This window comes from Lacihabitans sp. LS3-19 (genome assembly GCF_024343575.1).
GTDB lineage: Bacteria > Bacteroidota > Bacteroidia > Cytophagales > Spirosomataceae > Leadbetterella.
Genome location: NZ_RJUA01000002.1, coordinates 240,584 through 265,087, shown reverse-complemented (window position 1 = coordinate 265,087; position 24,504 = coordinate 240,584). Strand labels below are relative to the sequence as shown.

At 34.5% G+C, this 24,504-nt stretch carries 20 protein-coding genes; 13 read left to right on the top strand and 7 right to left on the bottom strand.

What is annotated here, in order from left to right:
* Window positions 1-17: 17 nt before the first annotated feature.
* Window positions 18-2,042, bottom strand: a complete 2,025-nt coding sequence (locus EGI22_RS03415) for an OmpA family protein (protein WP_255066431.1) — start codon at window positions 2,040-2,042, stop codon at window positions 18-20.
* Window positions 2,043-2,537: 495 nt separating this feature from the next.
* Between EGI22_RS03415 and EGI22_RS03410 the strand changes: the two genes are divergently transcribed.
* Complete coding sequence (locus EGI22_RS03410) at window positions 2,538-2,810, top strand: RNA-binding protein (protein WP_255066429.1); 273 nt, start codon at window positions 2,538-2,540, stop codon at window positions 2,808-2,810.
* Between the two features lie 82 nt (window positions 2,811-2,892).
* Here the strand turns inward: EGI22_RS03410 and EGI22_RS03405 are convergent, their stop codons facing one another.
* A complete protein-coding gene (locus EGI22_RS03405; protein ID WP_255066427.1) occupies window positions 2,893-3,102 on the bottom strand; it encodes a DUF2892 domain-containing protein in 210 nt (69 codons plus the stop codon).
* Window positions 3,103-3,146: 44 nt separating this feature from the next.
* The gene (locus tag EGI22_RS03400; RefSeq protein ID WP_255066426.1) at window positions 3,147-4,055 is read right to left on the bottom strand and encodes a serine hydrolase; all 909 of its coding nucleotides are present in this window, start codon (window positions 4,053-4,055) and stop codon (window positions 3,147-3,149) included.
* Between the two features lie 123 nt (window positions 4,056-4,178).
* Between EGI22_RS03400 and ychF the strand changes: the two genes are divergently transcribed.
* The 7 genes from ychF to EGI22_RS03365 all read left to right on the top strand — a co-directional run bounded on the left by ychF (window position 4,179) and on the right by EGI22_RS03365 (window position 12,040).
* Complete coding sequence (gene ychF / locus EGI22_RS03395; RefSeq protein ID WP_255066424.1) at window positions 4,179-5,282, top strand: redox-regulated ATPase YchF; 1,104 nt, start codon at window positions 4,179-4,181, stop codon at window positions 5,280-5,282.
* A gap of 227 nt (window positions 5,283-5,509) precedes the next feature.
* On the top strand, window positions 5,510-6,214 hold the full coding sequence (locus EGI22_RS03390) for a hypothetical protein (protein WP_255066423.1): 705 nt from the start codon (window positions 5,510-5,512) through the stop codon (window positions 6,212-6,214).
* Window positions 6,201-8,222, top strand: coding sequence for a helix-hairpin-helix domain-containing protein (locus EGI22_RS03385; protein ID WP_255066422.1), 2,022 nt, complete (start codon window positions 6,201-6,203; stop codon window positions 8,220-8,222). Before EGI22_RS03390 ends, EGI22_RS03385 begins: the two co-directional genes overlap by 14 nt.
* A gap of 13 nt (window positions 8,223-8,235) precedes the next feature.
* Complete coding sequence (locus tag EGI22_RS03380) at window positions 8,236-9,111, top strand: aldose 1-epimerase family protein (protein ID WP_255066421.1); 876 nt, start codon at window positions 8,236-8,238, stop codon at window positions 9,109-9,111.
* Window positions 9,112-9,165: 54 nt separating this feature from the next.
* A complete protein-coding gene (locus tag EGI22_RS03375; protein ID WP_255066420.1) occupies window positions 9,166-9,858 on the top strand; it encodes an SDR family NAD(P)-dependent oxidoreductase in 693 nt (230 codons plus the stop codon).
* 5 nt (window positions 9,859-9,863) lie between these two features.
* Window positions 9,864-10,502, top strand: coding sequence for a flavin reductase family protein (locus tag EGI22_RS03370; protein ID WP_255066419.1), 639 nt, complete (start codon window positions 9,864-9,866; stop codon window positions 10,500-10,502).
* Between the two features lie 131 nt (window positions 10,503-10,633).
* Window positions 10,634-12,040, top strand: a complete 1,407-nt coding sequence (locus tag EGI22_RS03365) for a pyridoxal-dependent decarboxylase (RefSeq protein WP_255066417.1) — start codon at window positions 10,634-10,636, stop codon at window positions 12,038-12,040.
* On the opposite strand, the gene EGI22_RS03360 is transcribed toward EGI22_RS03365, so the two are convergent.
* From EGI22_RS03360 to EGI22_RS03345, 4 genes are all read right to left on the bottom strand, one after another.
* Complete coding sequence (locus EGI22_RS03360; protein ID WP_255066415.1) at window positions 12,015-12,605, bottom strand: YceI family protein; 591 nt, start codon at window positions 12,603-12,605, stop codon at window positions 12,015-12,017. The two genes, EGI22_RS03365 and EGI22_RS03360, sit on opposite strands and share 26 nt — an antisense overlap.
* Before the next feature lie 63 nt (window positions 12,606-12,668).
* Window positions 12,669-13,985: a hypothetical protein gene (locus tag EGI22_RS03355; RefSeq protein ID WP_255066414.1), complete on the bottom strand. Its 1,317-nt coding sequence runs from the start codon at window positions 13,983-13,985 to the stop codon at window positions 12,669-12,671.
* 30 nt (window positions 13,986-14,015) lie between these two features.
* Entirely contained in the window at window positions 14,016-14,597 is a 582-nt protein-coding gene (locus EGI22_RS03350; protein WP_255066413.1) for a YceI family protein, read from the bottom strand.
* A gap of 381 nt (window positions 14,598-14,978) precedes the next feature.
* A complete protein-coding gene (locus EGI22_RS03345; RefSeq protein ID WP_255066412.1) occupies window positions 14,979-16,823 on the bottom strand; it encodes a gamma-glutamyltransferase family protein in 1,845 nt (614 codons plus the stop codon).
* A gap of 114 nt (window positions 16,824-16,937) precedes the next feature.
* Between EGI22_RS03345 and EGI22_RS03340 the strand changes: the two genes are divergently transcribed.
* The 5 genes from EGI22_RS03340 to EGI22_RS03320 all read left to right on the top strand — a co-directional run bounded on the left by EGI22_RS03340 (window position 16,938) and on the right by EGI22_RS03320 (window position 24,487).
* A complete protein-coding gene (locus EGI22_RS03340; RefSeq protein WP_255066411.1) occupies window positions 16,938-17,324 on the top strand; it encodes a VOC family protein in 387 nt (128 codons plus the stop codon).
* A gap of 2 nt (window positions 17,325-17,326) precedes the next feature.
* Window positions 17,327-18,034, top strand: coding sequence for a hypothetical protein (locus tag EGI22_RS03335; RefSeq protein WP_255066410.1), 708 nt, complete (start codon window positions 17,327-17,329; stop codon window positions 18,032-18,034).
* A gap of 74 nt (window positions 18,035-18,108) precedes the next feature.
* The gene (locus tag EGI22_RS03330) at window positions 18,109-20,325 is read left to right on the top strand and encodes a carbohydrate binding family 9 domain-containing protein (protein WP_255066409.1); all 2,217 of its coding nucleotides are present in this window, start codon (window positions 18,109-18,111) and stop codon (window positions 20,323-20,325) included.
* 90 nt (window positions 20,326-20,415) lie between these two features.
* The gene (locus tag EGI22_RS03325) at window positions 20,416-23,664 is read left to right on the top strand and encodes a glycoside hydrolase family 3 N-terminal domain-containing protein (protein ID WP_255066408.1); all 3,249 of its coding nucleotides are present in this window, start codon (window positions 20,416-20,418) and stop codon (window positions 23,662-23,664) included.
* Window positions 23,665-23,698: 34 nt separating this feature from the next.
* Window positions 23,699-24,487, top strand: a complete 789-nt coding sequence (locus EGI22_RS03320) for a TspO/MBR family protein (RefSeq protein WP_255066407.1) — start codon at window positions 23,699-23,701, stop codon at window positions 24,485-24,487.
* The last annotated feature ends 17 nt before the right edge of the window (window positions 24,488-24,504 follow it).

Below are 24,504 nucleotides of genomic sequence, written 5' to 3'. Positions count from 1 at the left end.
TTATTTTTCTCGAATTATTATTCTGAGGAAATCTCTAAAACTTTAAACTCAGTTCTTCTATTTACTTGGTGCTCTTCCTCAGTTTTGGCGTTTGAAATAATCAATTCAGTTTCACCATATCCTTTGGCTGTCAACCTTTCTTTTGATATTCCTTTGATTGCCAAATAATTAATTACTGACTCCGCTCGTCTTTGTGATAGTCTGATGTTATATAAATCCGTTCCTCTGGAATCCGTGTGAGAACCTAATTCGATTTTAATAAGCGGATTATCTTTAAGAATTTGAACTAGTTTGTCCAATTCCACAGCCGCATCTGATCGAATGTCGTATTTATCTAGGTCATAATAGATATTTTCTAATCTGAATGTTTTTCCAACAAACACCTGCTCTAGGTTAATTTCAATTTTGAAAGTTGTGTCAGTTACTGGCTTCTTTAGTAATGGGTAAGGTATACTTCTACCATACATCGAAAACCCTTCTCTTTTGGTGAGATAAGTGCTTTTCTCTACTAAGATCATATAATCTTCATCTTCATCCATTTTTACAGGACCAAATTTACCTTGAGAAGTATACACTTCAGCGAAGTCTGATTCTATGCCAGATTCAAGTTTGTAAATTTTCACCAAAGACGAATCCAAAGGTATTTTATTACCCAAAACAGTTCCTTCTAAGAAATAATTAGCAATTTTCTGATTTTTGAGATCATTGCCATCTTTATTGTTTGGATTATTAGGATTACTTGGGTCGTTTGGATCATCAGTTTTGGCAACAGTTTCGTCTGGAGTTGACGGAGCTAAATAATAATAAATATCATCATTTCCTTTTCCTCCTTCTCTATTTGATGTAAAAAATATATTTCCGGATTCATCAAAAGAAAGACCAAAATCATCCATTGAACTATTGTAAGGCAATCCTAAATTCTCCACAGAAATCTTCCCTCCTGACCTTACAGCTACAAAAAGATCCAATTTACCTAATCCAGGATGACCATCTGAAGCAAAATATAGTTTCCCATCCTCTGAAACATAAGGAAACATCTCATCTCCAGCAGTATTTATAGCTTTTCCCATGTTTGCAGGGTTTCCAAACCTGCCAGAGGCGTCCATATTTACTCTATAAATATCTAGACCTCCGCTTCCTCCTGCTCTATTTGAACTAAAATAAAGCGTCTTTCCATCTCGAGAAAACGCAGGGGAACCATCCCAAGCTAATGAATCAGACGCAGAAACTAATTTGGGCTCGGTCCAACCTTCATTTGCAACATACCTACTCATGTATAGGTCTACATCAGGAGAGGTATCTTTTCTTTTACCTGAATTACCTCTCGCAAAAATCATCGTTTTACCATCTGGTGAAAAAGTCGGCGTTCCTTCATTTCTATCAGGATCTAAAATGTTTTTGCTAAACGGCTCTGGTGTGCCTACTGTGGTAAAATCAGGGGATACTTTTGCTTTATAAATACCCAAAAATGGCAATCCGTTGGAATACAACTTGTCTTTCTTCGAAGCAGAAAAAATAAAATAGCCATCTTTTAGAATTCCAGAAAACTCAATTTTGTCAGTATTCAATGCAGAGAAGTTTTTGAATTCTAATTCTGAGGTTTTAGACTTAATATCAGAAATTAGCAAAAGCGTATTCATTTCTCTTTGTGCTCTTTCGTTTAATGTCTTGTTTTCGGATTTGGCATCAATAAATTTTTCAAGATAAATCTTTGCTTTGGCATACTCTTCGTTGGCTTTTAAAGCATAAGCATAATAAAAGATTGCATCTGTATTATTCAATCCTGAATCAAAAGCTTTTTCGTAGAAGGGAATGGATTCAATCCATCTATTGGTAAGTCTGTAGGCCTCTGCAATTTTAAAATTCAATTCGGCTTGCTGGGCATTGTCTATTTCTTTAACCTTCAAAAATTCTTTGATAGCCAAATCATAATATCCAGCCTGAAAACTCGTAAGTCCTTTTTTGAAATTTTTCAACTGTGCATGAGAATTCGAAAAACCAAAAGCCAAAAACACTAAAAACACAAAAGACAATTTTCTCATATATATAAGGCGTTCAAAAATACTTCACGTTAAGATTAACAAATATAAAACGTTAAGGTATTTTTATTGTTGTAGCTGATAATATTTTAGAAAAATAAAAATAAAGCAACCGTTTAATAAAATTCTACAAAATTTAATTTCGAAAAAACATGCCTCCTTTTAAAATTTGGTTTGCAAAAGACAGTACTTTAAAACCCACTAAAATAGTATTAATATCCCAAAAAAACTACTGTTACAAGCATAGAACCTGAATTACATCTTTAATGTTTAAGAAACATTAAACCTAAATTATTGAAATACAAAAACTTAAAGAAAAAGTTTTTTAAATATTATTACGGAAATTAATCCCAAATAGTTTGTAAATTCAAAAATAAAATTTACCTTTACGAAGTTTTCGAGTTGTTTCTTCGTTTGCTGTTCTCGGTTGTAAATTAATTCCTTGGATTTTGCTTCGTTGTTTTAGCTCATTTTATTTAATATTTTATTTTTTTTCCAATGAACATTTTCGTAGCAAAATTGAATTACGACACATCAGATGACACTTTATTAGGAGCATTTGAAGAATTTGGCACTGTAGATTCAGCCAAAATTATTTTTGACAAATTTACAGGTCGTTCTAAAGGATTTGGATTCGTAGAAATGCCAAACGACAGCGAGGCACAAAACGCAATCAACTCTTTGAATGAAACAGAATTAGACGGACGTACTATTGTTGTTAAAGTAGCTGAACCAAAAGGCGAAAGACCACAAAGAAGAGAAAGATATTAATTTGTCGTTATGCAATGTTAAGAGCCTTCCAATGGAAGGCTCTTTTTTTTGTTTAAAATTCAATATTTAAAAGAACAATTCTTTATTTCCCAGCGTCTTTGTTGGTCTTTACACCAATTAAAGTGTAAAGTGGACAAAAACTCACCAAACTTGTCAAAAGAAAAACAACTGCAAAAACCAAAAGCACTGTACCTAAAACTCCAGAGAGTGTGCCATTATAATAAAGATAACCAACAATTAGAGCTATAAGAACTCTTAAGCCACGATCCACTGTACCCATGTTTGCTTTCATAATATTAGTTTATTTAAGGTGAAAAAATCATACAAATATAAGATTTATAGCCACTTATCATAATTTTTCGGTAACTTCCATTTAGATTTTGGCTCGAAATATTTCCATAGTGCAGCTGAAACACTTCTGGCAGCTTTATAACCTTCATTGTCTTTTGTCCATGAAGTATCATTTTGGTTTTTAGTTATCAAACAATATACATATTCGCCATGTGGGGCATGTACATACATAACTTCTGATCTTGACCTATCAACGGCTCCGCTTTTGTAGGCCGTTTTTACATTCTCTGGAATTTGGGAAAGTCCTTCTCCATCCCAATATTGATTCCCTAAGGTTCTATACATTCTCAATGACGCATCCGGACTATAAATTTCGCCATTTCTAAGTTTTTTCATCAAACTCGCCATTTCTCTTGGCGAAGTTTGTCCCCATCCATAAATTTTCCAATTTCCCGACCTACCTGGTGTGCGTGTATTCATTCTTGTGTGCACCATTCCCAAAGAATCCATTATTTCATTAATTCTCTGACCTTTGACTATTCCTTGCAACCAAAGAGAGGCGGTATTGTCACTCACTGATTCCATCAGAAATATCAATTCTGAAATCGGAATTTTTGTACTATCCTTAAACGAGCCCACTATTCCATTGTCGTATTTTAATGAATCTTTAAAAGTCAACGGTTGGTCATAAGTAACAGTACCATCAAGGATTTTTGAAAATAGACCAATCATGATAGGTATTTTTATCATACTTGCAGTGGGAAATATAGTATCAGCATTTACGGCGGCAAATTTTCCAGTTTTGATATTTTCCACATAAACGCCTATTACTCCACCAAATCCTTTGGTTTGTTCTTCAATTATTTTTTGAAGTTTGGGATCATGTTTAAGGTTTTGAGAAAATACATTTGAACATAAAAACGTAGCCCAAATCAAGATTAAGAAGTTTTTCATTTGATAAATAGAGAAATTATTTTATTAAAAATAGATAAAAGTTTTGGATTCGTATTCGCAATAAAAAATATAAGTTTGGCTAAAAGCTATATTTGGCGTAATTTTGCGGAAAATTTAAATTTTATGGCCCTCAGAGCAGGAATAGTTGGACTACCGAATGTTGGAAAATCGACCTTGTTTAATGCAGTTTCGAGCAGTGCTAAAGCACAAGCAAGCAATTATAGATTTTGTACTATTGACCCCAATGTGGGTTTAGTTGACGTACCTGATACGCGAATAGACCAGCTTGCAGAATTGGTAAAACCAAATAAGATAGTTCCTACTCAAATCGAAATCGTAGATATAGCGGGTCTTGTAAAAGGTGCTAGCCGAGGAGAAGGATTAGGTAATAAATTTTTAGGTAATATCCGTGAGGTAGATGCTATTATACATGTGGTGCGTTGTTTTGAAGATGAGAACGTGTTGAGAGAAGAAGGCAAAATAGATCCGGTTAGCGATAAGGAAATTATAGATATCGAGCTGCAATTCAAAGACTTAGAAAGTGTAGACAAAAAAATACAAAAAACACAGAAACAAGCTAGAGTAGGTGGCGATACCCAAGCCAAGATAGAACTTGATGTATTGGGGAGAGTTAAGGCTTGGTTAGAACAAGGCAAAAACGTAAGATTAATGGGTCTTAGCAAAGAAGAGATGGTAGCGGTAGAAGATTTGTTTTTATTGACTATTAAACCAACACTTTACGTAGCTAATGTTGACGAAGCATCGATGCATACAGGCAATAAATATTCAGAAGCACTAAAAGTTGTTGCCGATGAAGAGGGTGCAGAATTAATAGTTTTGAACAACTCTATAGAAGCTCAAATAGCAGAAATGGAAGATCCTGATGACAAAGCTTTGTTTTTTGAAGAATACAAAATGCAGGAACCAGGCCTCAACAGATTGATTAGGTCTGCATATAAATTACTTAATTTAGCCACTTATTTTACTGCTGGTGTACAAGAAGTTAGAGCTTGGACGATTGGCATTGGTTGGAAAGCTCCACAGGCGGCAAGTGTTATTCATACTGATTTCGAGAAAGGCTTTATAAAAGCTGAGGTTATTTCGTTTGAAGATAGAATAAAATACGGAACTGAGGCGGCTTGTAGAGAAGCAGGTAGACTAAGAATAGAAGGGAAAGAATATATTGTAAAAGACGGAGACGTTATGCACTTTAGATTTAATGTTTAGTGTTAAAATCTGTTTTTAAAACCAAGAAAGCCAAGCTATTAAGTTTGGCTTTTTTTATAAAAAAATGTTTTAGTATTTTGAAAAAATAAATTTAGAAACTATTTTTAAAAACAAAACACTATAAACTGAGAATAACACTACTCATATTACTTTTTGTCACAATTCTAAATCCCAGCTTTGCACAATATACTTATCTCGGTGCTGATGCTTATGGAAGGGCAAATTCTATGGTTGCCGTACCAAGTATTTCCTCCATTTATCAAAATCCAGCAGGAATTTCTTTTTTAGAAGCTAGTCATATAGCCTTGGCATATCACAAAACGCTTCCAGTTGAGGGCTTTAGTACCTTAGGATTTTGGGGAAACTATAAATCCAAAATAGTGGACTTGGGTTTTTCGGCAGATAATTTCGGCGATCAGTATTATCATGAATCAAGAATAGGGCTGGCAGCTTCTAAAAAACTAGACAAGGTTTCGATGGGACTAAAATTCTCTTTGCTAAACAATGCAGTAAAAGATATCAGTAGTAAACAGACAGTTTTAGGTGAATTTGGCATTCATGCCTATCCCTCTAGGTTTTTTAGTATTGGTTTGCATGTTATAAACTTTACAAGTGCGAGACTTTATGCCTCTCAAAGCCTTCCAACTTATGTGAATTTTGGAATTGGCCTAAATCCTAGCAAAAAAGTAAACATCAGTGGACAAATGGATTATCCCGTTGGTCAAAAGCCTAACTTAAAAGTTGGAATGGCTTACCAAATTAAAGACGAATTGAGATTATCAACAGGTGTAAATCCTTCATTGAGAGCTGTTCATTTTGGCCTAGGTTACGATATTAAAAAATATAAATTTTCGTATGCAGTAAGTACGCACCCGAATATTGGACTATCAAATCACCTTACTTTAGCTTTGCAAATAGATGGTAAAAAGTAAACATACATATAGCTTTATACTTCTCATTTTTTGCTTTGGTAAAACAATAGCCCAAAACATAAAAAGACCTGAAATAAATTTGGATGATTTTATTCTAAAAATAGCCCCTATTCAAACGGAGGATGCCAATTATGAAGAAACTTACGAAAACCTCTTCACTATTTATCAAAATCCTATAGACTTAAATACTGCGAATTTGGGAGAATTTAGGGCTTTGTTTTTTCTCAGTGAAAGTAAAATAAATGCCATTTTGGATCATAGGAAAAAGTTTGGACCACTTCTGAGTATATACGAATTGCAGGCTGTGGATGGTTTTAGTTTGGAAGACATCAGAAATATCTTACCCTTTGTTCAAGTAAAGCCAGGATTTGGCTCTACTAGATTCTCTAATTTTGCAAAAAAAGCCGTTGAACATTATTTGGTGGTTCGTGCAGACCAAACTTTAGAACCTTCAGCTGGGTATTTAGAGGATAAATATATTGGTTCTCGGCAGAGGTATTATACTCGCTATCGCATGAGCCATTCCAAAGATTTCAATATTGGCTTTGTGACAGAAAAGGATGCTGGTGAAAGTAAAATGCTAGATTATTATAATTTCCATATTCAGGTTCAAAACAAAAGTTTTATAAAAAATCTGGTAATTGGAGATTATTTAATGCAGTTTGGACAAGGAATGATATTTTCGGCAGGATATGCCGCTGGAAAAGGTTCAGAGCCAGTTTATACCACTCGGAGGAGCAATATTGGTATACGACCTTATAATTCAGTGGTGGAAAATGGAAGTTTTAGAGGTGCTGCTACTACTATTACCAACGGAAATTTTGAAATAACTGCCATGGCAGCTGTTAATCGAAGAGATGCATCTGTACAGATTAATGCTGAAACCCAGGACGACTATTTTAGTTCGATTCTTTCGGCTGGTTTTCACAGAACAACTACAGAACTTAGCAATCAGAATCTTTTATTAGAGAAAAACATAGGTGGCAATATTCTTTATAAATTAGACCACATTCAAATTGGATTCTCTGTTTTGAACACGAGTTTTGATAAAAGTTTTCAAAAAAGAGAATTGCTTTATAATTTTTATGAATTCACCGGAAAACAAAACACTGTTTTAGGTCCAAATATCTCTATATCTTGGCAGAATTTCAACTTTTTTGGTGAGGCCGCGAAGAGCTCATCTGAAGGTTATGGATATATAACTGGCCTTGTGGGTTCGCTTGGGCCAAAAGTTGAATGGGCATTGAATCTCAGAAATTACCAACCTAATTTTCATACTTTTTACGGCTTTGCTTTTGCGGAAGGAAGTAGAACTATTAATGAAAAAGGTGTATATAATGGCTTAAAATATATTATTAAGAAAGGCCTTGAAGTTTCTGCATTCTATGATAGTTTTAGTTTTCCATGGTTGAAATATAGAATAGATGCTCCATCTGCGGGAAGTGATTATCAGGTGCGAATACTGTATAAACCAAATAAGATTTTCAGCCAATACATAGCTTTTCATCATGAAAATAAACAAAGGAATAATACTGATAGTAAAGAAGTTACACATTCTCTCGTGAATACAAGTCGAAACAATTTGGTTTTAGGTACTGACTATACATATCAAAAAGTCCTAAGATTACAAACCAAACTACAATACAATGGATTTGATGTAGAAAAGAGTGGCAAATCTAATGGATATGCCGTAATTCAAGACATAGAAGCAAAAATCAGGAGAATGCAGCTAAAAACGAGAATTGCGTATTTCAATACAGATTCTTACGATAGCAGAATATACGCTTACGAAAATGATGTTTTATACGCTGTTTCTTTCCCAGCTTATTATGGAAAAGGTTTTAGATACTATGCTGTGGCCAAGTTTCCAATTACTAGAAGCCTAGATGCTTGGGTAAGGATAGCACAAACCAATGTGAGTGACAGAAACACAATTGGAAGTGGAAATGATGAAATATTAGGTGGCAAAAAAACAGATTTAAAGGTTCAATTGAGATATAGTTTTTAACAAAAAAACAAATATGGTAATCCTGGAAAACGAAAATATTTTAGTAGAAATAAATCCTCTTGGAGCAGAGCTAAAGAGTTTATATTCAAAAAAACATAAGCAGGAATTTATTTGGGAAGCAGACCCAAAGTTTTGGGGTAAATCATCGCCAGTCCTATTTCCTATTGTTGGAGCTTTGAAAAACGATTCATTTGAATATCAAGGAAATACCTATAATTTACCAAGACATGGTTTTGCTCGAACTATGACTTTTGAAATCGAAAAGCTAGAAAAAGATTCCGCTGTTTTTTTATTAAAAGAAACCCAAGAAACACTTTCGGTTTTTCCTTTTAGGTTTGAACTGAGATTGGAATATTATCTTTTCGAGGATAAACTAAAGCTCAATTATAAAGTTTTAAATCCAAGCAAAAATGAATTGTATTTTTCTATTGGAGGTCATCCAGCTTTTAAATGCCCGATAAATTCTGAATTAAATTATGAAGATTATTCTTTGAGTTTTGAAAAAGAAGAAGATTTTGAGATTTGGCCCATTAATACAGAAGGATTAACAAAAAATAAACCTGAAAAACTAACCAAATCAGCTTCTAGACTAGATTTGAACTATGAATTATTTCATAAAGATGCTTTGGTTTTTAAAGATTTAAAGTCAGAAAGCATTAAAATTCAATCAGATAAAAGCAAAATAGCTCTTGAGTTTTCTTTTAAAAATTTCCCTTTCTTTGGTATTTGGGCAGCAAAAAATGCTGATTTTGTTTGTTTGGAACCTTGGTACGGAATTGCAGATGCCGAAGACCACAATAAAGATTTAAGCCAAAAAGAAGGTATAATCAGATTGTCAGAAAATGAGACTTTCGAGAATAGTTTTGAAATGAAAATTTTGGATAAATAAGAATTTCTAAAATAGATTTCAAAACAAATCTTAACGTTTCTAGGTTAAGATTTCATGAAAAATATCTTAATAATAGGAGGATCTAAAGGAATTGGACTTGCTTCTTGTGAGCTCCTTTCCAATTCTGGATACAATGTTTTTGGAACTTATAAAAACACGCCAACAAGTGTAGGAAACATTCAGTATTTCCCATTAGACGTTAACGAAGAAACTTACGATTTCGGAAGTCTGCCCGAAGTAATTGACGGTTTGGTGTATTGTCCTGGATTGATAAACTTAAAACCTTTTGCAAGGATAAAACCTGAGGATTTTCTGGAAGATTACAAAATCCAGGTTTTGGGTGCAATAAAAGTAATTCAGCAAATATTACCCAGACTCAAGAAATCAAATTCTGCTTCAATCGTGTTGTTTTCGACAGTAGCGGTGCAAACTGGTTTCTCATTTCATAGTTTGGTAGCAAGTTCAAAAGGTGCTGTTGAGGGTCTTACGAAAGCTTTATCTGCCGAATTTGCCCCAGCGATAAGGGTTAATTGTATAGCTCCATCCATTACTGAAACACCTTTGGCTGCTCAACTTTTAAGCACACCAGAAAAAATTGAAGCCAATGCTCAGAGACATCCTTTGAAGAAAATAGGAAAAGCCGAGGATCTGGCTAATGCCGTTAAGTTTTTGATTGGTGAAGAGTCGGCATGGATGACTGGCCAAATTTTGGCTATTGATGGAGGAATTTCATCTTTAAGAGTTTAATTTTCATGAAAAATATAATCATAAAAACTGCCGATTTAGATGAAATGGAAACTCGACATCGGGCTGCTTTTGTAAACTCTCTAGGTGGATTTAAAAGTGCTGTCTTGATTGGTACAAAAAACAAAGAAGGGCTAGAAAATTTAGCGATTTTCAATTCCTTGATTCATATTGGAGCTAATCCTGCACTATGTGCTTTTATTGTTAGACCAGATGTGTCTCCACGTCATACTTTGGAAAATATAATAGAGACTGGATATTACACCATAAACCACTTAAATACAGAGACTTACCAAAAAGCCCATCAAACCTCAGCGAGATATCCTCGAGAAACTTCTGAATTTGAAGCGACTGGTTTGGCCACAGCGTATTTAGAAGATTTTTTTGCTCCTTTTGTAGAAAATAGCCATGTAAAATTCGGTTGTGAATTCGTAGAAAGAATCAATATAGAACTGAATGGAACAAGTTTGATAATTGGCAAAATTGTCTATATTTCAGTTCCAGAAAACTGTGTTGAAGACGATAGCTTTGTGGACATTGAGAAAGCAGGAACGGTAACAGTTAGTGGATTAGATTCGTATCATACCACCAAAAGATTGGCAAGAATGGAATATGCAAAACCTGATAAGTTGCCTTTAACTAAATAGCTATTGTTTTTACTTCAAAGCATCCTATATTTTCAAAATTCTTAAAATAAAAATAAAGAATTTTGATTAATTCCCATTATACAATCTAGACTCAAAAATATTAAAGTAATTTAGCGATTTATATTCAAAACATGCTAAAAGACATAAATAACGCTGAAAATTTCAGAGCACTTGGTCACGAACTTATTGATATTATAGCGGATTATCTAAAAGGCGTAAAAGGTGAAGAAAAGGTATATCCTTACCTGGAGCCTGACAAAGCTCTCGATTTTTGGAGGAAAGATTTCGAAAATGACGACTTGGACGTGATGTCGTTTTTCAAGAAAACCATTAATATGTCCAACAAACTTCATCACCCTAAATATATGGGTCATCAAGTTTCCGCACCAGCTCCTATTACTGCCTTGGCCAGTATGGTCACAAGTATAATGAACAACGGTGGGGCGGTTTATGAAATGGGCATGGTAAACAACCCGATTGAGGAAATTATCAATGAATATCTTGCACAAAAAATAGGTTTTGGCAAAACTGGAGGTGGATTTTTAACCTCTGGAGGAACATTGGCTAATTTGACGGCATTGTTGGCAGCCAGAGCCAATAAAACAGAAGTGTGGGAAAATGGAACCGAGAAAAAACTAGGCATAATGGTATCTGAAGAAGCTCATTACTGTGTAGACAGAGCTGCCAGAATTATGGGTTTGGGTTCTGAAGGTATAATAAAAATCCCTGTGGATGTCAATTTTAGAATGAAAACTGATCTTTTAGAAAAATATTTTGAAAATGCTAAAAATGCTGGTATAGAAGTATTTGCTATTGTAGGGAGTTCTTGTGCCACTTCTACTGGAAACTATGACGATTTGGTTTCGATTGGTGCATTTGCCCAAAAACATAAGCTCTGGTTTCATGTGGATGGTGCACATGGCGGGGCTGTAGTTTTTTCAGAAAAACACCGACATTTAGTAAAAGGAATAGAAAAAGCAGATTCGGTAATAATTGATTGGCATAAAATGTTGCTCAATCCTGCTTTGATTACCTCGGTTATTTTCAAAAATAGTGATGATGCATACGGCACTTTTCACCAAAAAGCCCAATATCTATGGTCAAACGCTCAGTCTAAAGATTGGTTTAATATTGGAAAAAGAACCTTCGAGTGCACAAAGATCATGATGGGCGTTAAAATTTACAGTATCATAAAAGCTCATGGAAAATCAATATTTGGAGAACATGTTGATTATTTATATGGAGTAGGACATGCATTCGCTAATTTAATTTCCTCAAACGGTGCATTTGAACTTGCAACCCAACCTGATTCTAATATTGTTTGTTTTCGGATCAAAAATGCAACTAATGAGCAAAATTCGGCTATTAGGCAAAAAATATTAGAAGATGGCAAGTTTTATATTGTTCAAACCAATCTTAACGGAGAAGTATTTTTAAGGGTTTCGATTATGAATCCAGATACCAGAATTGAAGATTTAGAGCAGCTTTTGGAAGAGATTATGAAAGTAAACCTTAATCTATTTGGACAAAAAGATTAAACTGAATCTCAACATCATCTGAAATTTTAATGAATCTGATTGGGCTTTTGGGTTCAATGTTATACTCACTCATCAGAATTTTTTTATCAGAAGAAATCGAATATTGATTTTCATTGGTCTTTCTAAGGTTTACGTCTAAATTTTGCTGTCTGTTTTTACCAGCAATTGAAATATTCGCATGAATCTGGTATTTATAAATCCTATTGAGCTGCAGCTTATCTTCATTATGTAAAGGGCTGGCACTTAGCAATTCTACATGAATATTAGGATATTTTTCGGCTTTCAATGATTCGCAGATATCCTCATTTAAGAATTTATTTTTGCAGTCAAGGCTTTTCACTTTTATTAAAAAATCGGCTTTTGAAAATTCAATAAAATTGGTTCCTTTTACAAAGTTTGCATTTAAAGAAGAATTATTAAAATCATCGGAGCATTTACATTTGAAGTCATTAAAACTGGTTTTTCCCTTCAACACCATTACACTACCCTTTTTTATTTTGTAGTTTATGGTTTGAGGTTTTTCTACGAAAAACAAAAACAATATTAATAACAACCTAAATATCATGCTTTTATAATATATAGAAGGCCTCGAATAGCTCCGAGACCTTCTTTAAACCTTTTTATTTAATTAAAAACCTACGATTGCTTGTATCACAATACCTTTGAATTTGCCGTCTTTTAGAATACTTGTGGTTGGATAATCATTGTATTTTTGATTTACAAATTCTCCTTTCATCAAGATATTGTCAGTAACAAACCAACCTGCTGCAAGAGCTGTTCTATCTATGGTTTGTTTGTCAGCTACTTTGGATAACATTTGTCCATTCACCACATTGTATTTTGCTCCTACAAACAATTTCTCTTCTTTTCCTAATCTGTAGACAGCTTCAGCAGCTATTTGATTTACACTTCTTTTTCCAAAGTTTGCAACTTCTTCAGCAAACGTACCACCTTTTGCGTTTTCAAATGTTCCGAAAAATTCCAAACCCTGAACTTTGGCAAATAGATTAAATTGTGCGGAAGCGATTTTATTAGAGAATCCAGGATTTGCACGGCCTGAAAATGCATTTGCAGTAGTAGTAGCAGCTTCTGGCTCTAAAGCGTAGAAATAGTTACTACCTGTGCGGTCACCACCATAAAGTGTGCTTCTTCCATCACTTTGATTGTAATAAAACGAACCAGTGGCTCTTACTCTTACCTTCTCTTGTAGTTTTTTGTCATAAGACAATTTACCATAAATTGAAGGACTTCTTTTGTAGGTCTCTGTAGTACTTCCTGGCATTAATGGCTCTTGGAATCCTCCATTTATTAATCCATTAGACAATGCAACCATACCTAACAATCCATCTTTTTGAACATAAACCTCAGCTGCAACTTCAGTTGCGAAAGCATCCATAATGTAGTTTTCAATGAAAGGATTATATAGTGCGTGTCCGCCATCTGTTCTACGGAAGTGCATATCGCCATAGTTGATTTCCATATGACCAACTTTTACAGTTGCATATTTCATTATTTTATCCCAAAATTCACCTTTAAAAGGCACTTTGTCCATTTGGATATAACCGCCTTTAACCCAAGATTCGTTGTGGTGACGAGCAGATAAATAAGTGGTAAGATTTAATCTGATTCCGTCTGCCAACTGAACATCAGTATAAAGATTTGCCTGAGCAATAGCAAAACCAGGAGCCAAACGAGGATAAAGAGCCACAGCACCGGAGTTTTCGTGAGATATACTTTGGAATGGCTGCGTAAAACCAGCACCAATTCTTACTTTTAAGCCGTCAAATGTTGTTCCTTCCACTTTTGGAGTTTCGAACATATTCAAACCTGTTTTGTCATAAGGACGAAGATTATCAATTTTTGCTTGTTGGGCCACCGCTCCTATAGACATTGAGAGTATGAAGACGAAAGCTACTTTTCTGAAATAGTAAATGAGAGTTTTCATAATATTATTTTGTTTAATTATTTGTTTATTTTATTTTTTTAAGATTACATCAAAAGCTATACTTATTTGGTCAGCAACTTTTATAGCACCAGCCATAAATGAAGGAGGTTTTATTTTATGACTCGTTAATAATATTTTTTCGGTACCTTTTATCTGTAGATCGCCATTGGCTAGCGTGGTTACGCTCAAAATTAAATCTGTAGGTTTGGTTACACCTGCTATGGTCAAATTGCCGTTTACTTTAATTGTACCCGAGTTCCCAGTAACATTGGTCGAAACAGTATTTAAATATTCAAAAGTAATAAGTGGAAATTTCTCAGCATTTATAGTTTTGTAAGTTCGCTCATCCATTAAATCCGAATCTTGGTGAGATTTGAGCGATTTCGCTTCAATTTTTACTGTTGCACTGTTAATTTTTTTTAGACTTCCGTCTACTATAGTAAAGTCTCCATTAACACTTACTTTGGTCGCCTTCATGCTCCAATCGTGCATGGTAGAAGATCCACTAACGATTACACTTGAAGATCTTGCTGTAAGTTTTGCCTGAGAGAAAGCCATTTCCCCTATTATCAGAAGAGGCATTAACATTATCAAAATCACTTTGGTTTTCATTTTATTCTTTTGTTTTGTGATACAAATGTTGAACAAAAACCGAATTTAGACTATGACAAAACAAGTTAAAATGCAAATCATTAATCAGGGAGATATGTGACAAAAGTCACAAAAGGCGGAGCATAAAGGTTGCAGTTGACAAATTTTACAAAAATCAGACTAAAAAATACTTTATAAAATACTAACAATCAAATATTTGCGAAAAATCTATTACTAAGCCTAAAAAAGCGGGAAAAGTATAAAATAGAAAAAGTCGATACTCTTCATATTTTGAGGGATATCGACCTTATTGAAAAAATACAATTAAAAATTTTTATGTTAATATAATCCTATTTAATTTTTTTAGAATAATTAACCGTAATCTCAACAATTAGTTAATTTTTACCAACCTATACCATAATCTTCGCCATGATTGCTGGAGCCACCCCAAAAACTTCCATGCTTCCAATCGATAAATATGGCGTTGATTGGGCCGCTAGTTCTTGGCTGATAATCAAGCGTATAGCCTTTTCTTTTTAGCTCATTTCGGGTCCATTCGGGCATGGCATCGTTTAGCATCAACGATCCAGGTTTTTTCTCATGTTTACCAAATGAAGAAAACATTTGGTAGGTTTTGAAACTCGGAGCTTCGCAAGCTTCTTGAACAGTCATGCCAAACTCCACAATGTTTAAGAAAAACTGCGTTAGCAACTGATCTTGCTCATCGCCAGCTTGTTTGGCGAAAGCCAAAACTGGTTTTCCATCTTTCAAAGCCATACTCGGCGTTAGTGTTACTCTCGGTCTTTTTCCAGGTTCAAGCACATTAAATGGATTTTCTTTTTCATCAAAAACAAAAGACTGCATTCTTTGGCTTAGTCCAACACCTGTATTTCCTGCAATACAAGCAGGCACCCAACCACCACTCGGCGTGATAGAAACCAACCAACCTTCTTTATCTGAGGCAATTACGCTTGTAGTACCTGCCGTGAATTCTTGCAAAAAAGCTTCATTCATTGGCTCTTTGTTTACATAACCTACTTTATTGCCATTCAAAATATCCATAAAAGGATTAACCTTATTTTCATACGGATACGGATTACCTGGCTTAACATTTGGGTCGTTTTTTTCCCAATCTATAAGTTTAAGTCTATCTCTTGCATAATCTTTGGAAAGTAAACCTTTCATTGGTGATTTAGGCTCAAATGCTGGATCTCCATAATAAAAATCTCTATCAGCAAAGGCTAAATTCATAGACTGATACAAAGTATGAATGTACTTTGAGGTATTGTAACCCATGTTTTTTAAATCAAAATTCTCTAAAATATTTAAGGTCTGAAGCATTACGGGTCCTTGTGTCCATTCCTGCAATTTGTACACATCATATCCTTTATAATTGGTCATCAAAGGTTCCTCAATTTTCACTTTCCAATTGGCCAAATCTTGTTCTGTTATCAATCCGCCTTGTTCTTGCGTTCCTCTCGCTATTTCTTTGGCTATATCTCCTTTATAAAATCTATCATAGGCAGCATATATTGCTTCTTTTCTTGATTTTCCTTTTTTTAGGGCTTCTTGCTCGGTATATATCAGTTTTTGTAAAGTTTGTAACAATTCATTTTGAACAAAAATCTCACCTGGCTCCGGTGCTTCTCTTTCTTGACCCAAATGTGGCAAAAATACTTTTTTAGAATATGGCCATTGTTTAATATTTGCTTTTCCCTTTTCTATGGCGTTAGCCGTTTGAGCTTCAATTGGATAGCCTTCTGCCAAAGACATTGCTGGAGCTAAAACTTCTTTTAAACTCATAGTACCATATTCTGCCAACATGGTCAATAATCCACCTGGGGTACCTGGAGTTACTGCTGCCAAGGGACCATATTCGGGAGGATAGGCATATCCTTTGCTTTTGTAAAAATCAACCGTTGCACCTGTAGGAGCCACTCCCAAGGCATTTATGGCGATTACTTTCTTTGTTTTCGGGTTGTAAATCAAAGCTTGGGTCTCCCCTCCCCAACTCAAAACATCCCACATGGTACAGGTAGATGCGAGCATCGCACAAGATGCATCTATGGCATTTCCACCTTTGGCAAATATCATGGCTCCTGCAGTTGCAGCCAAAGGTTTACCGGTAATCGCCATCCAATTTTTACCGTGCAATGGCGGTTTTTGGGTTTGAACAGGGAAAGTGTTAAAAGATTGACTAAAACTCTGAAAACTCAGAAAAAGTAAGAAAGAAAATAGTTTGTTCATGATTAATAGATAAAGGTTATTTAGACAAATATGGCTAAAATGATTGAAAATATTTAGGTTTGAATCATTTTTTTAAGTACAAATTGTTAGCTTTAATTTTTATCAAAAATCAAAATGCCAAAAATAGAACATTTAGCCATTTATTGTAGAAATCTGGAAAACATGCGAGGTTTTTATTGCAAATACTTCGGCGGAATATCAGGAGAAAAATACATAAATGAAGCAAAAGGTTTTGAATCCTACTTCTTAAGTTTTGAAGACAGATGTCGATTAGAGTTAATGTCAAAAACTAGTGTAAATATCGAAAGCCCCGCGGATGAGTACTACGGATTCATTCATATTGCCATTTCGGTTGGATCAAAAAATAAAGTGGACGAACAAACGCAGCTGTTAGCAAAAGATGGTTTTTCAGTAATTGGTCAGCCAAGAACTACTGGAGATGGATACTATGAAAGCGTAATTTTAGACCCAGAAAACAATAGAATAGAAATAACTATTTAAAAATGAAAGCTTTAACTGCCTGTTTTTTAATTACTTTTTGTATTTTCCAAAAATCTGAAAATGAAAATTGGCAACAAGACTTCAACAATGATTTGACTGCTTTAAAAAGCAATTATGTCACAAATCCACAATTTTTTAAGAATGAAAAATTGAATTATAATTTTGATGATTATTTGCAAAATTTAAAGGATAATTGGAAAGCTGTTAAATCAATAAAATCTTTATTCAAAATCGAAGCTTCAAAAACTATTTCTTATGAAATTGGAAGTTTTAAAACTACCACCAATGATGAAATTTTTCATATAATTATTTGGAACAATAGTACTGGCAAAGAAAAAAGAGAGTTGGAATATTTCGAAAATAAATCTAATGTAGAAAAAGATTCGACAGGTTTAAATTCGGCAAGAAACAAATGGATAAAACTCTGCAATCAACATTTGCCAAATGCCTTGATAGAACAGTGTTATACGCCAAATGCAAATTATTACAACCACAGACCAATGGTAATTGGCACAAAATTGATTTCAAGCGAATATTCGTATATGAAAAACCCTAATTACAAACTTAATCTTAAACCTTTACATATCGAATATATAAATAGCTCAACTATTTTTGAAATCGGTCAATGCGAAGGATCATATCAAGGAAAATACCTACTTGTTTGGAAAAAAGAAAAAGATTGGAAAGTGTTTTTAGATGCAAATATTTAATCTTTCCTTAATTTCTTTCAAATAAAATAGGCTTTTTTTTACCTTTACACACACTTCAAACTATTGCCCTCTAAATGCTAAAAAAACTACTCATTTTAATAGGCTGTATTCCTATGAGTTTACTCGCTCAAGATGCAGAAATATTCAAACCCAAACCTCAAAAAGTAAAGTTTGAAGCCACTGAAATAAAAGCCAATTTAAAAATTGACGGCCACCTAAAAGACGAAGAATGGTCTTTAGCAAAGCCATTTGATGAATTTGTTGAAATCGACCCTTTTCAAGGTGCTACTCCAAAACATAAAACTATAGCTAAGGCTTTGTATAACCATCAATTTCTTTATATCGGGGTATTTAATATGGATACTCTAGGCAAAAAATCTGTCAGAGTGATTGATTTCAAAAGGGACTTTAATACCCGAACCTCGGATTATTTGGGCATGGGAATTGATGGCTTTAACGACGAACGCAATGCAATGGTTTTCACGACCAATCCACATGGGGTTCAACGAGATTTTCTTTCGTTTGATGCCACATTCATAGATTTGGATTGGGATGGCCTTTGGAAAGTCCGTACCTCCAGAACTGACTCTGGTTGGTATGCAGAATTTGCAATTCCATGGAAAACTTTGAGATATTCAAAAACACCGAACGGCGAAGCCACTGAGATTGGCTTTAACCTGAACCGAAGCCGAAGAATGACAAATGAGAATTATGCTCTTTCTGGTTTCCCGAGGTCATTCTCTGTCTTAAGAATGGACTATGCAGGAAAACTTGTCGGCATAAAACCACCTCCTCCTACGCCAAATATTAGGGTTCAGCCTTTTTTTCTAACTTCATTTGATCACTACAGAAACGTACCTGAAAAACTACCCAAAGAAAATGCAACAAAAGTAGGTGGCGAAATAAAATGGGCTATTACACCAAATTCGGTCTTGGATTTAACCTTCAACACAGATTTTGCACAGGCAGATGCAGATAGACAAGTTAATAACGTAACAAGATTCAATGTTTTTTTCCCAGAAAGAAGACAATTTTTCTTGGAAAACGCCTCACTTTTTGGGGCGAGTATTTCTCCATCAGCAGATATGTCTGGGGGCTCAATGCGTATTCAGCCATTTTTTAGTAGGCAAATTGGTTTGGATGGTTCCGGCAATCCAATTCCTATAGATGTAGGGGTAAGATTTGTTCATAGATCTACCAAATCCAATTACGGTGGAATGTTTATCAAACAAAGGAGTAGCGACATTTACCCTAGCACGTATTTTGGTGTTGGCCGTTTTTCAAGAAACTTTGGCTCTCAAAAACGAATTGGGGGACTTTTGACCTCAAAACAAAATAGCCTGAATACCAATATTACTGGCACAATAGACGGTTTTTTTAGGTTTGATGCAGCTCAATCATTCAATTGGATGCTGAGTACATCACATGATACTCAAACAAAAAAATCTGGTTTTGCTGGAGCTACGCAATACTTTTATGCCAACAACCAATGGAAACTTTGGTGGACAGAATCCATAATTTCGAAAGATTATAATCCGGAACTGGGTTTTGTTTCAAGAAAAGACGTAATAGCGACTACGCCAGGGATTTTTTATTACAACAGAACAAAACTAGTTCCTTTCAAAAAAATATTCAGGTCTTATGAGCCTAGTTTACTTGCCGAAAGCTACCATCAAGCGAGTACGAAGATACTAACTGAAGCATCTCTGGGATTAAGTCCATTTTGGTATATGTTACAAACTGGAGGATTTATTGGCCATATTCTTACCCTTTATCATCAAAATCTTTTAGAACCTTTCGTACCACTAAAAGTAAATATTGGCGTAGGAAAATATGATTATGCAAGACACATGATATATTGGGCAAGTGATGGCTCTAAAAAAGTAAGTTTTGCATGGAGCGGCGAGTATGGCAAATATTTCGACGGAAAATTAAACACAACCACTTTCAAAGTAAACTTTGCTCCGATTCCCCACATCACTTTTAATGCTCAATTAAACAGAAACGAATTTAAAAAAGTAGGAACCGAAAAAACGGACAAAACTGTAGATTTATTGGCTTTTGAAAGTCGCTTGGCTATGAATCCAAGAATTCAATTGATTGGATTTTACCAAAGAGACATTTCACAAAATGCTAATAATTATAACATTAGACTATCTTGGGAATATCAACCCCTATCCTATATTTATTTGGTATTTAATAATCGACAATATATTTCGTCATTAAGGCCAGACACCCGAGCAAATGAAGATCATGCTATAGCAAAAATAAGCTACCTTAAACAATTTTAAACTATGGCTGATTTATTTTAAAACAAATATAATAAACAATCAAAAAACACTTCAAATTCATTAATTTTGAACAAATAACCTTTTCATAAAATGAAGAAAAAACTTCTTGCTTTAATTATCATATACTTCAATATTTCAATAAATATTTTCGCCCAAAAACAACCAGAGTTTCTTTCTAAATACAATGAAGAATGGGTAGAGAAAACTTTCCAAAGCTTAACTTTGGACGAAAAAATAGGTCAATTGCTAATGCCACGTGGTAATACCTCAGGCAAAGGCTACGATCCCGAAAAATTAAAAACGTGGGTTAGAGACTATAAAATTGGCGGCTTGGTGTTTTTTGCTGGCCGACCAAGCGTGCAGGCGGGTATTATTAACGAACTCCAAGCAATGTCAAAAACACCTATGCTAATTGGAATGGATTTGGAATGGGGATTGGCTATGCGACTAGACAGCACAGTTAGATTTCCTTATCAAATGGCACTTGGAGCTATGCAAGGAGGGGACAAATACCTACTAGAAATGGGAAAAGAAGTCGGAAAACAGTGTAATCGACTTGGCGTACATATTAATTATGCTCCAGTGGTCGACATCAACAATAATCCGCTGAATCCAGTTATTAACTTTCGATCGTTTGGAGAAGATAAACTTTCAGTAACTAACAAAGCATTTACCTACATGAAAGGCATGCAAAGTCAAAACATCCTATCGACCGCCAAACATTTTCCTGGCCATGGAGATACAGGCGTTGATTCACACTTTGATTTACCAATTATTAATCATGGCAAAGAGCATCTTCTTGACAATGAACTTTTTCCTTATAAATTCCTAATAAACAATGGCTTGAGTGGCGTAATGACCTCTCACTTAAATGTTTTGAATCTTGACACCACAAAAAACCTGGCGGCCACATTTTCCAAAAAAATAGTAACGGATTTGCTAAAAACTGATCTCAAATTTGAAGGATTAACCTTTACAGATGCCATGGATATGCAGGGTGCTGTAAAATATTTCCCAAATGGAGAGGCTTTGGTGAGGGCAATTTTGGCTGGAAATGATATTTTAGAAACATTTGAAGATGTTCCTACCGCTGTAAATGCAATAAAAAAAGCCATTGAAACTAAACGATTACCCATTTCTGTAATAGACGAAAGAGTAAGAAAGATTTTAAAAGCTAAATCTTGGGTGGGTTTAAACCATTACAAACCAATAGAATTAAACAATCTGGTTGAAGACCTAAATACAATAGAATCTGACTATTTAAATAGAGTTTTTGCTGAAAAAACCTTGGTAAATCTTCGAAACGAAAAAGCCATTTTACCAATAAAAGATTTATCAAAGTCAACATCTGTGCTTTCCATAGATGCCAATGGAACCACCGCTTTTCAAGAAATGTCTGGCAAATATACAGATGTTAAATTTCTTTCAATTGCACCAAACACCTCTGTAAATGATGCTCAAAGTGTAATTTCAGAAGCAAAAAGAGCGGATAACCTTATAATAGGTTTACATCTTTCTAATATCAGGCCAGGTGCAAATTATGGCGTAAATACATCCAATTTAGATATATTGAAGCAATTTTCAGATAGAAAAAATACAGTTTTGGTAATATTTGGAAACCCTTATGCTCTTGGAAAAATAGAAGGTTTGCAGAATTTTGATGGATTAATATTAGCAAACCAACTTACAAAATATACAGAGGAAGCTGCTGCTATGGCTGTTTTTGGAGGAATAGAAACCAACGGAAAATTACCCGTAACGGTAAATGAAAACTTTAAGTTAAACGATGGGCAATTGGTAGCCGCAAATGGCCGCTTGTCATACGGTACTCCAGAAATGGTGGGTTTGGATAGCAGAATATTAAATGCAAGAATTGATTCTGTTATAAATATCGGAATGAGAGAAAAAGCCTTTCCAGGTGCCGTTATGGAGGTTGCTAAAAACGGAAGGGTGATTTATCAGAAAGCGTTCGGTTTTCATACTTATGAGGAGGCTGATGATTTGAATAAGAAATTAAGAGTTAAACCTAATTTTGAAGTTGGAAATAAGTCCGATGTAATGGACAATCCAAAAGACTTTAAAAATCAAGAACAAAATGCGATTACAAATGGCATTGACCCGAAGAAATTAGGAATGGTGGACATCGATGACATTTATGACTTTGCAAGCGTTACGAAAATTAGCACTTCGGCTTTGGCGGTAATGCAACTAATATCAGAGGATAAATTTTCTTTAGATAAAACTTTTGGAGATTATTTCCCTGATTTTAAAGGTTCAAACAAAGAAAATCTAACTTTCAAAAACATGCTGACCCACCGTTCTGGGCTGAAAGCTTGGATTCCGTTTTGGATGGATTGCATAGATTCTGTAGCAACTATAAAAAAAGCAGTGGAATTAAACCCTGAATTGGAGCCATTGATTTTGAAAGAATACAAAAAACAGAATTTCTTTGAAAGACTATTTAAAGCCAAACCAAAATTCACTTATGATTATGCAAAAACCTTAAAAACTGACAAGTCCATTTGGTTGAAAAGTTTAAACACAAAGAGCATTACATGGCTTCCAGAAATATTTAGCAATGTAAAGACGGACCAATATAGTGTCCAGGTTGCGGATACTTTGTACATGAACAAAGACCGCAAAGCTTTCATTATGAATCAAATAAAAGACTCACCTGTCAAACCTGAGCAAGGTTATGTTTACAGTGATTTACATTATTATACCTATCCAAGTTTTGTAGAAAACATAACCGGTAAGAAATGGGAAAATTATTTGAAAGAAACATACCAAGCGATTGGAGCGAGCACATTGACCTATAACCCAAGACGTTTTTATGGACTTGACAGGATAGTTCCAACTGAAAGAGACACGCTTTTCAGGAAAACTTTAATTCATGGTAGAGTGCATGACGAAGGTGCTGGAATGCTAGACGGTATTTCGGGGCATGCTGGCTTATTTGGCTCAGCTAATGACCTAATGAAGCTTATGCAAATGTATGTACAGAAAGGATATTTCGGAGGAAAACAATATATCAAACCTGAGGTAATTGAAGAATGTACAAACTATCAATTTCCGTACGAAGGAAACAGAAGAGGAATAGCTTTTGAGAAATTAGACTTTAATAAAAAAATAGCCAATGGGCCACAACTGGCTTCTGCAAAATCTTATGGGCATTCTGGCTATACTGGAACGTATACTTGGGTTGACCCTGAATTGGATTTGGTTTATGTTTTTTTATCAAACAGAGTGTATCCTACTAGAGATAACACTAAAATTGCCACTTTAAACATAAGGACGGAAGTAGGCAATCAAATAATTAGGACCATTAAAGAAAAATAGAGTTTTTATAATATCCATCCATAACATTATAATTATGAAAATTATTCAATCTAGATCGCCATTTGTTTTTGTAAATTTTCTACTTTTTGTAGGAGTAGTGATTGTAAATACTCTAGCAGTAACATTGCCCAATAATGGAAAAAGTACTGGCGAACTTTCGGACAAATACCCAAATCTTTTTGTGCCTGCTGGCATTACATTTTCTATTTGGGGAATAATCTATTTATTGCTTTTGATATTTGTTTCCTACCAAATATGGTGCTATTGGGACAAGACCAAAAGGAAATCATTGGACCTAAACGGGCAATTGTTATTCGGATTAACCTGTTTGCTCAACATGGCTTGGATATTGGCTTGGCATTATGAAATGATATTTCTTTCTGTAATAATAATGTTAAGCTTCCTGATTTCGCTAATATTTTTATTCTTAAACATTGATAGCATTAGAGACAAAACTATGCTTGAGATTATTTCACTCAAGATCCCCATCAGTGTTTATTTAGGTTGGATTTCGGTAGCTACTATTGCCAATATTACAGCACTTTTGGTCAGCTTAGGTTGGCAAGGCGGCATTTTTTCGGAAGTACAAATTACAATTATAATGATGATAATTGGTACAACTTTAGCCCTTATTATGCTTTTTAAAAGAAATAACATTCCTTACGCATTGGTAATAATTTGGGCGTATTATGGAATATATCTTAAAAGGGTAAATTCAGAAAACCCTGAAATAGCCAATTTTAGTTTAGCTTTGATTGCCATCATTTCTTTCGTAATTCTAATTACTTCAGTCAAATATTTTAGGATTAAAAGGCTACAGTAGCAAATTCAATTATTTTT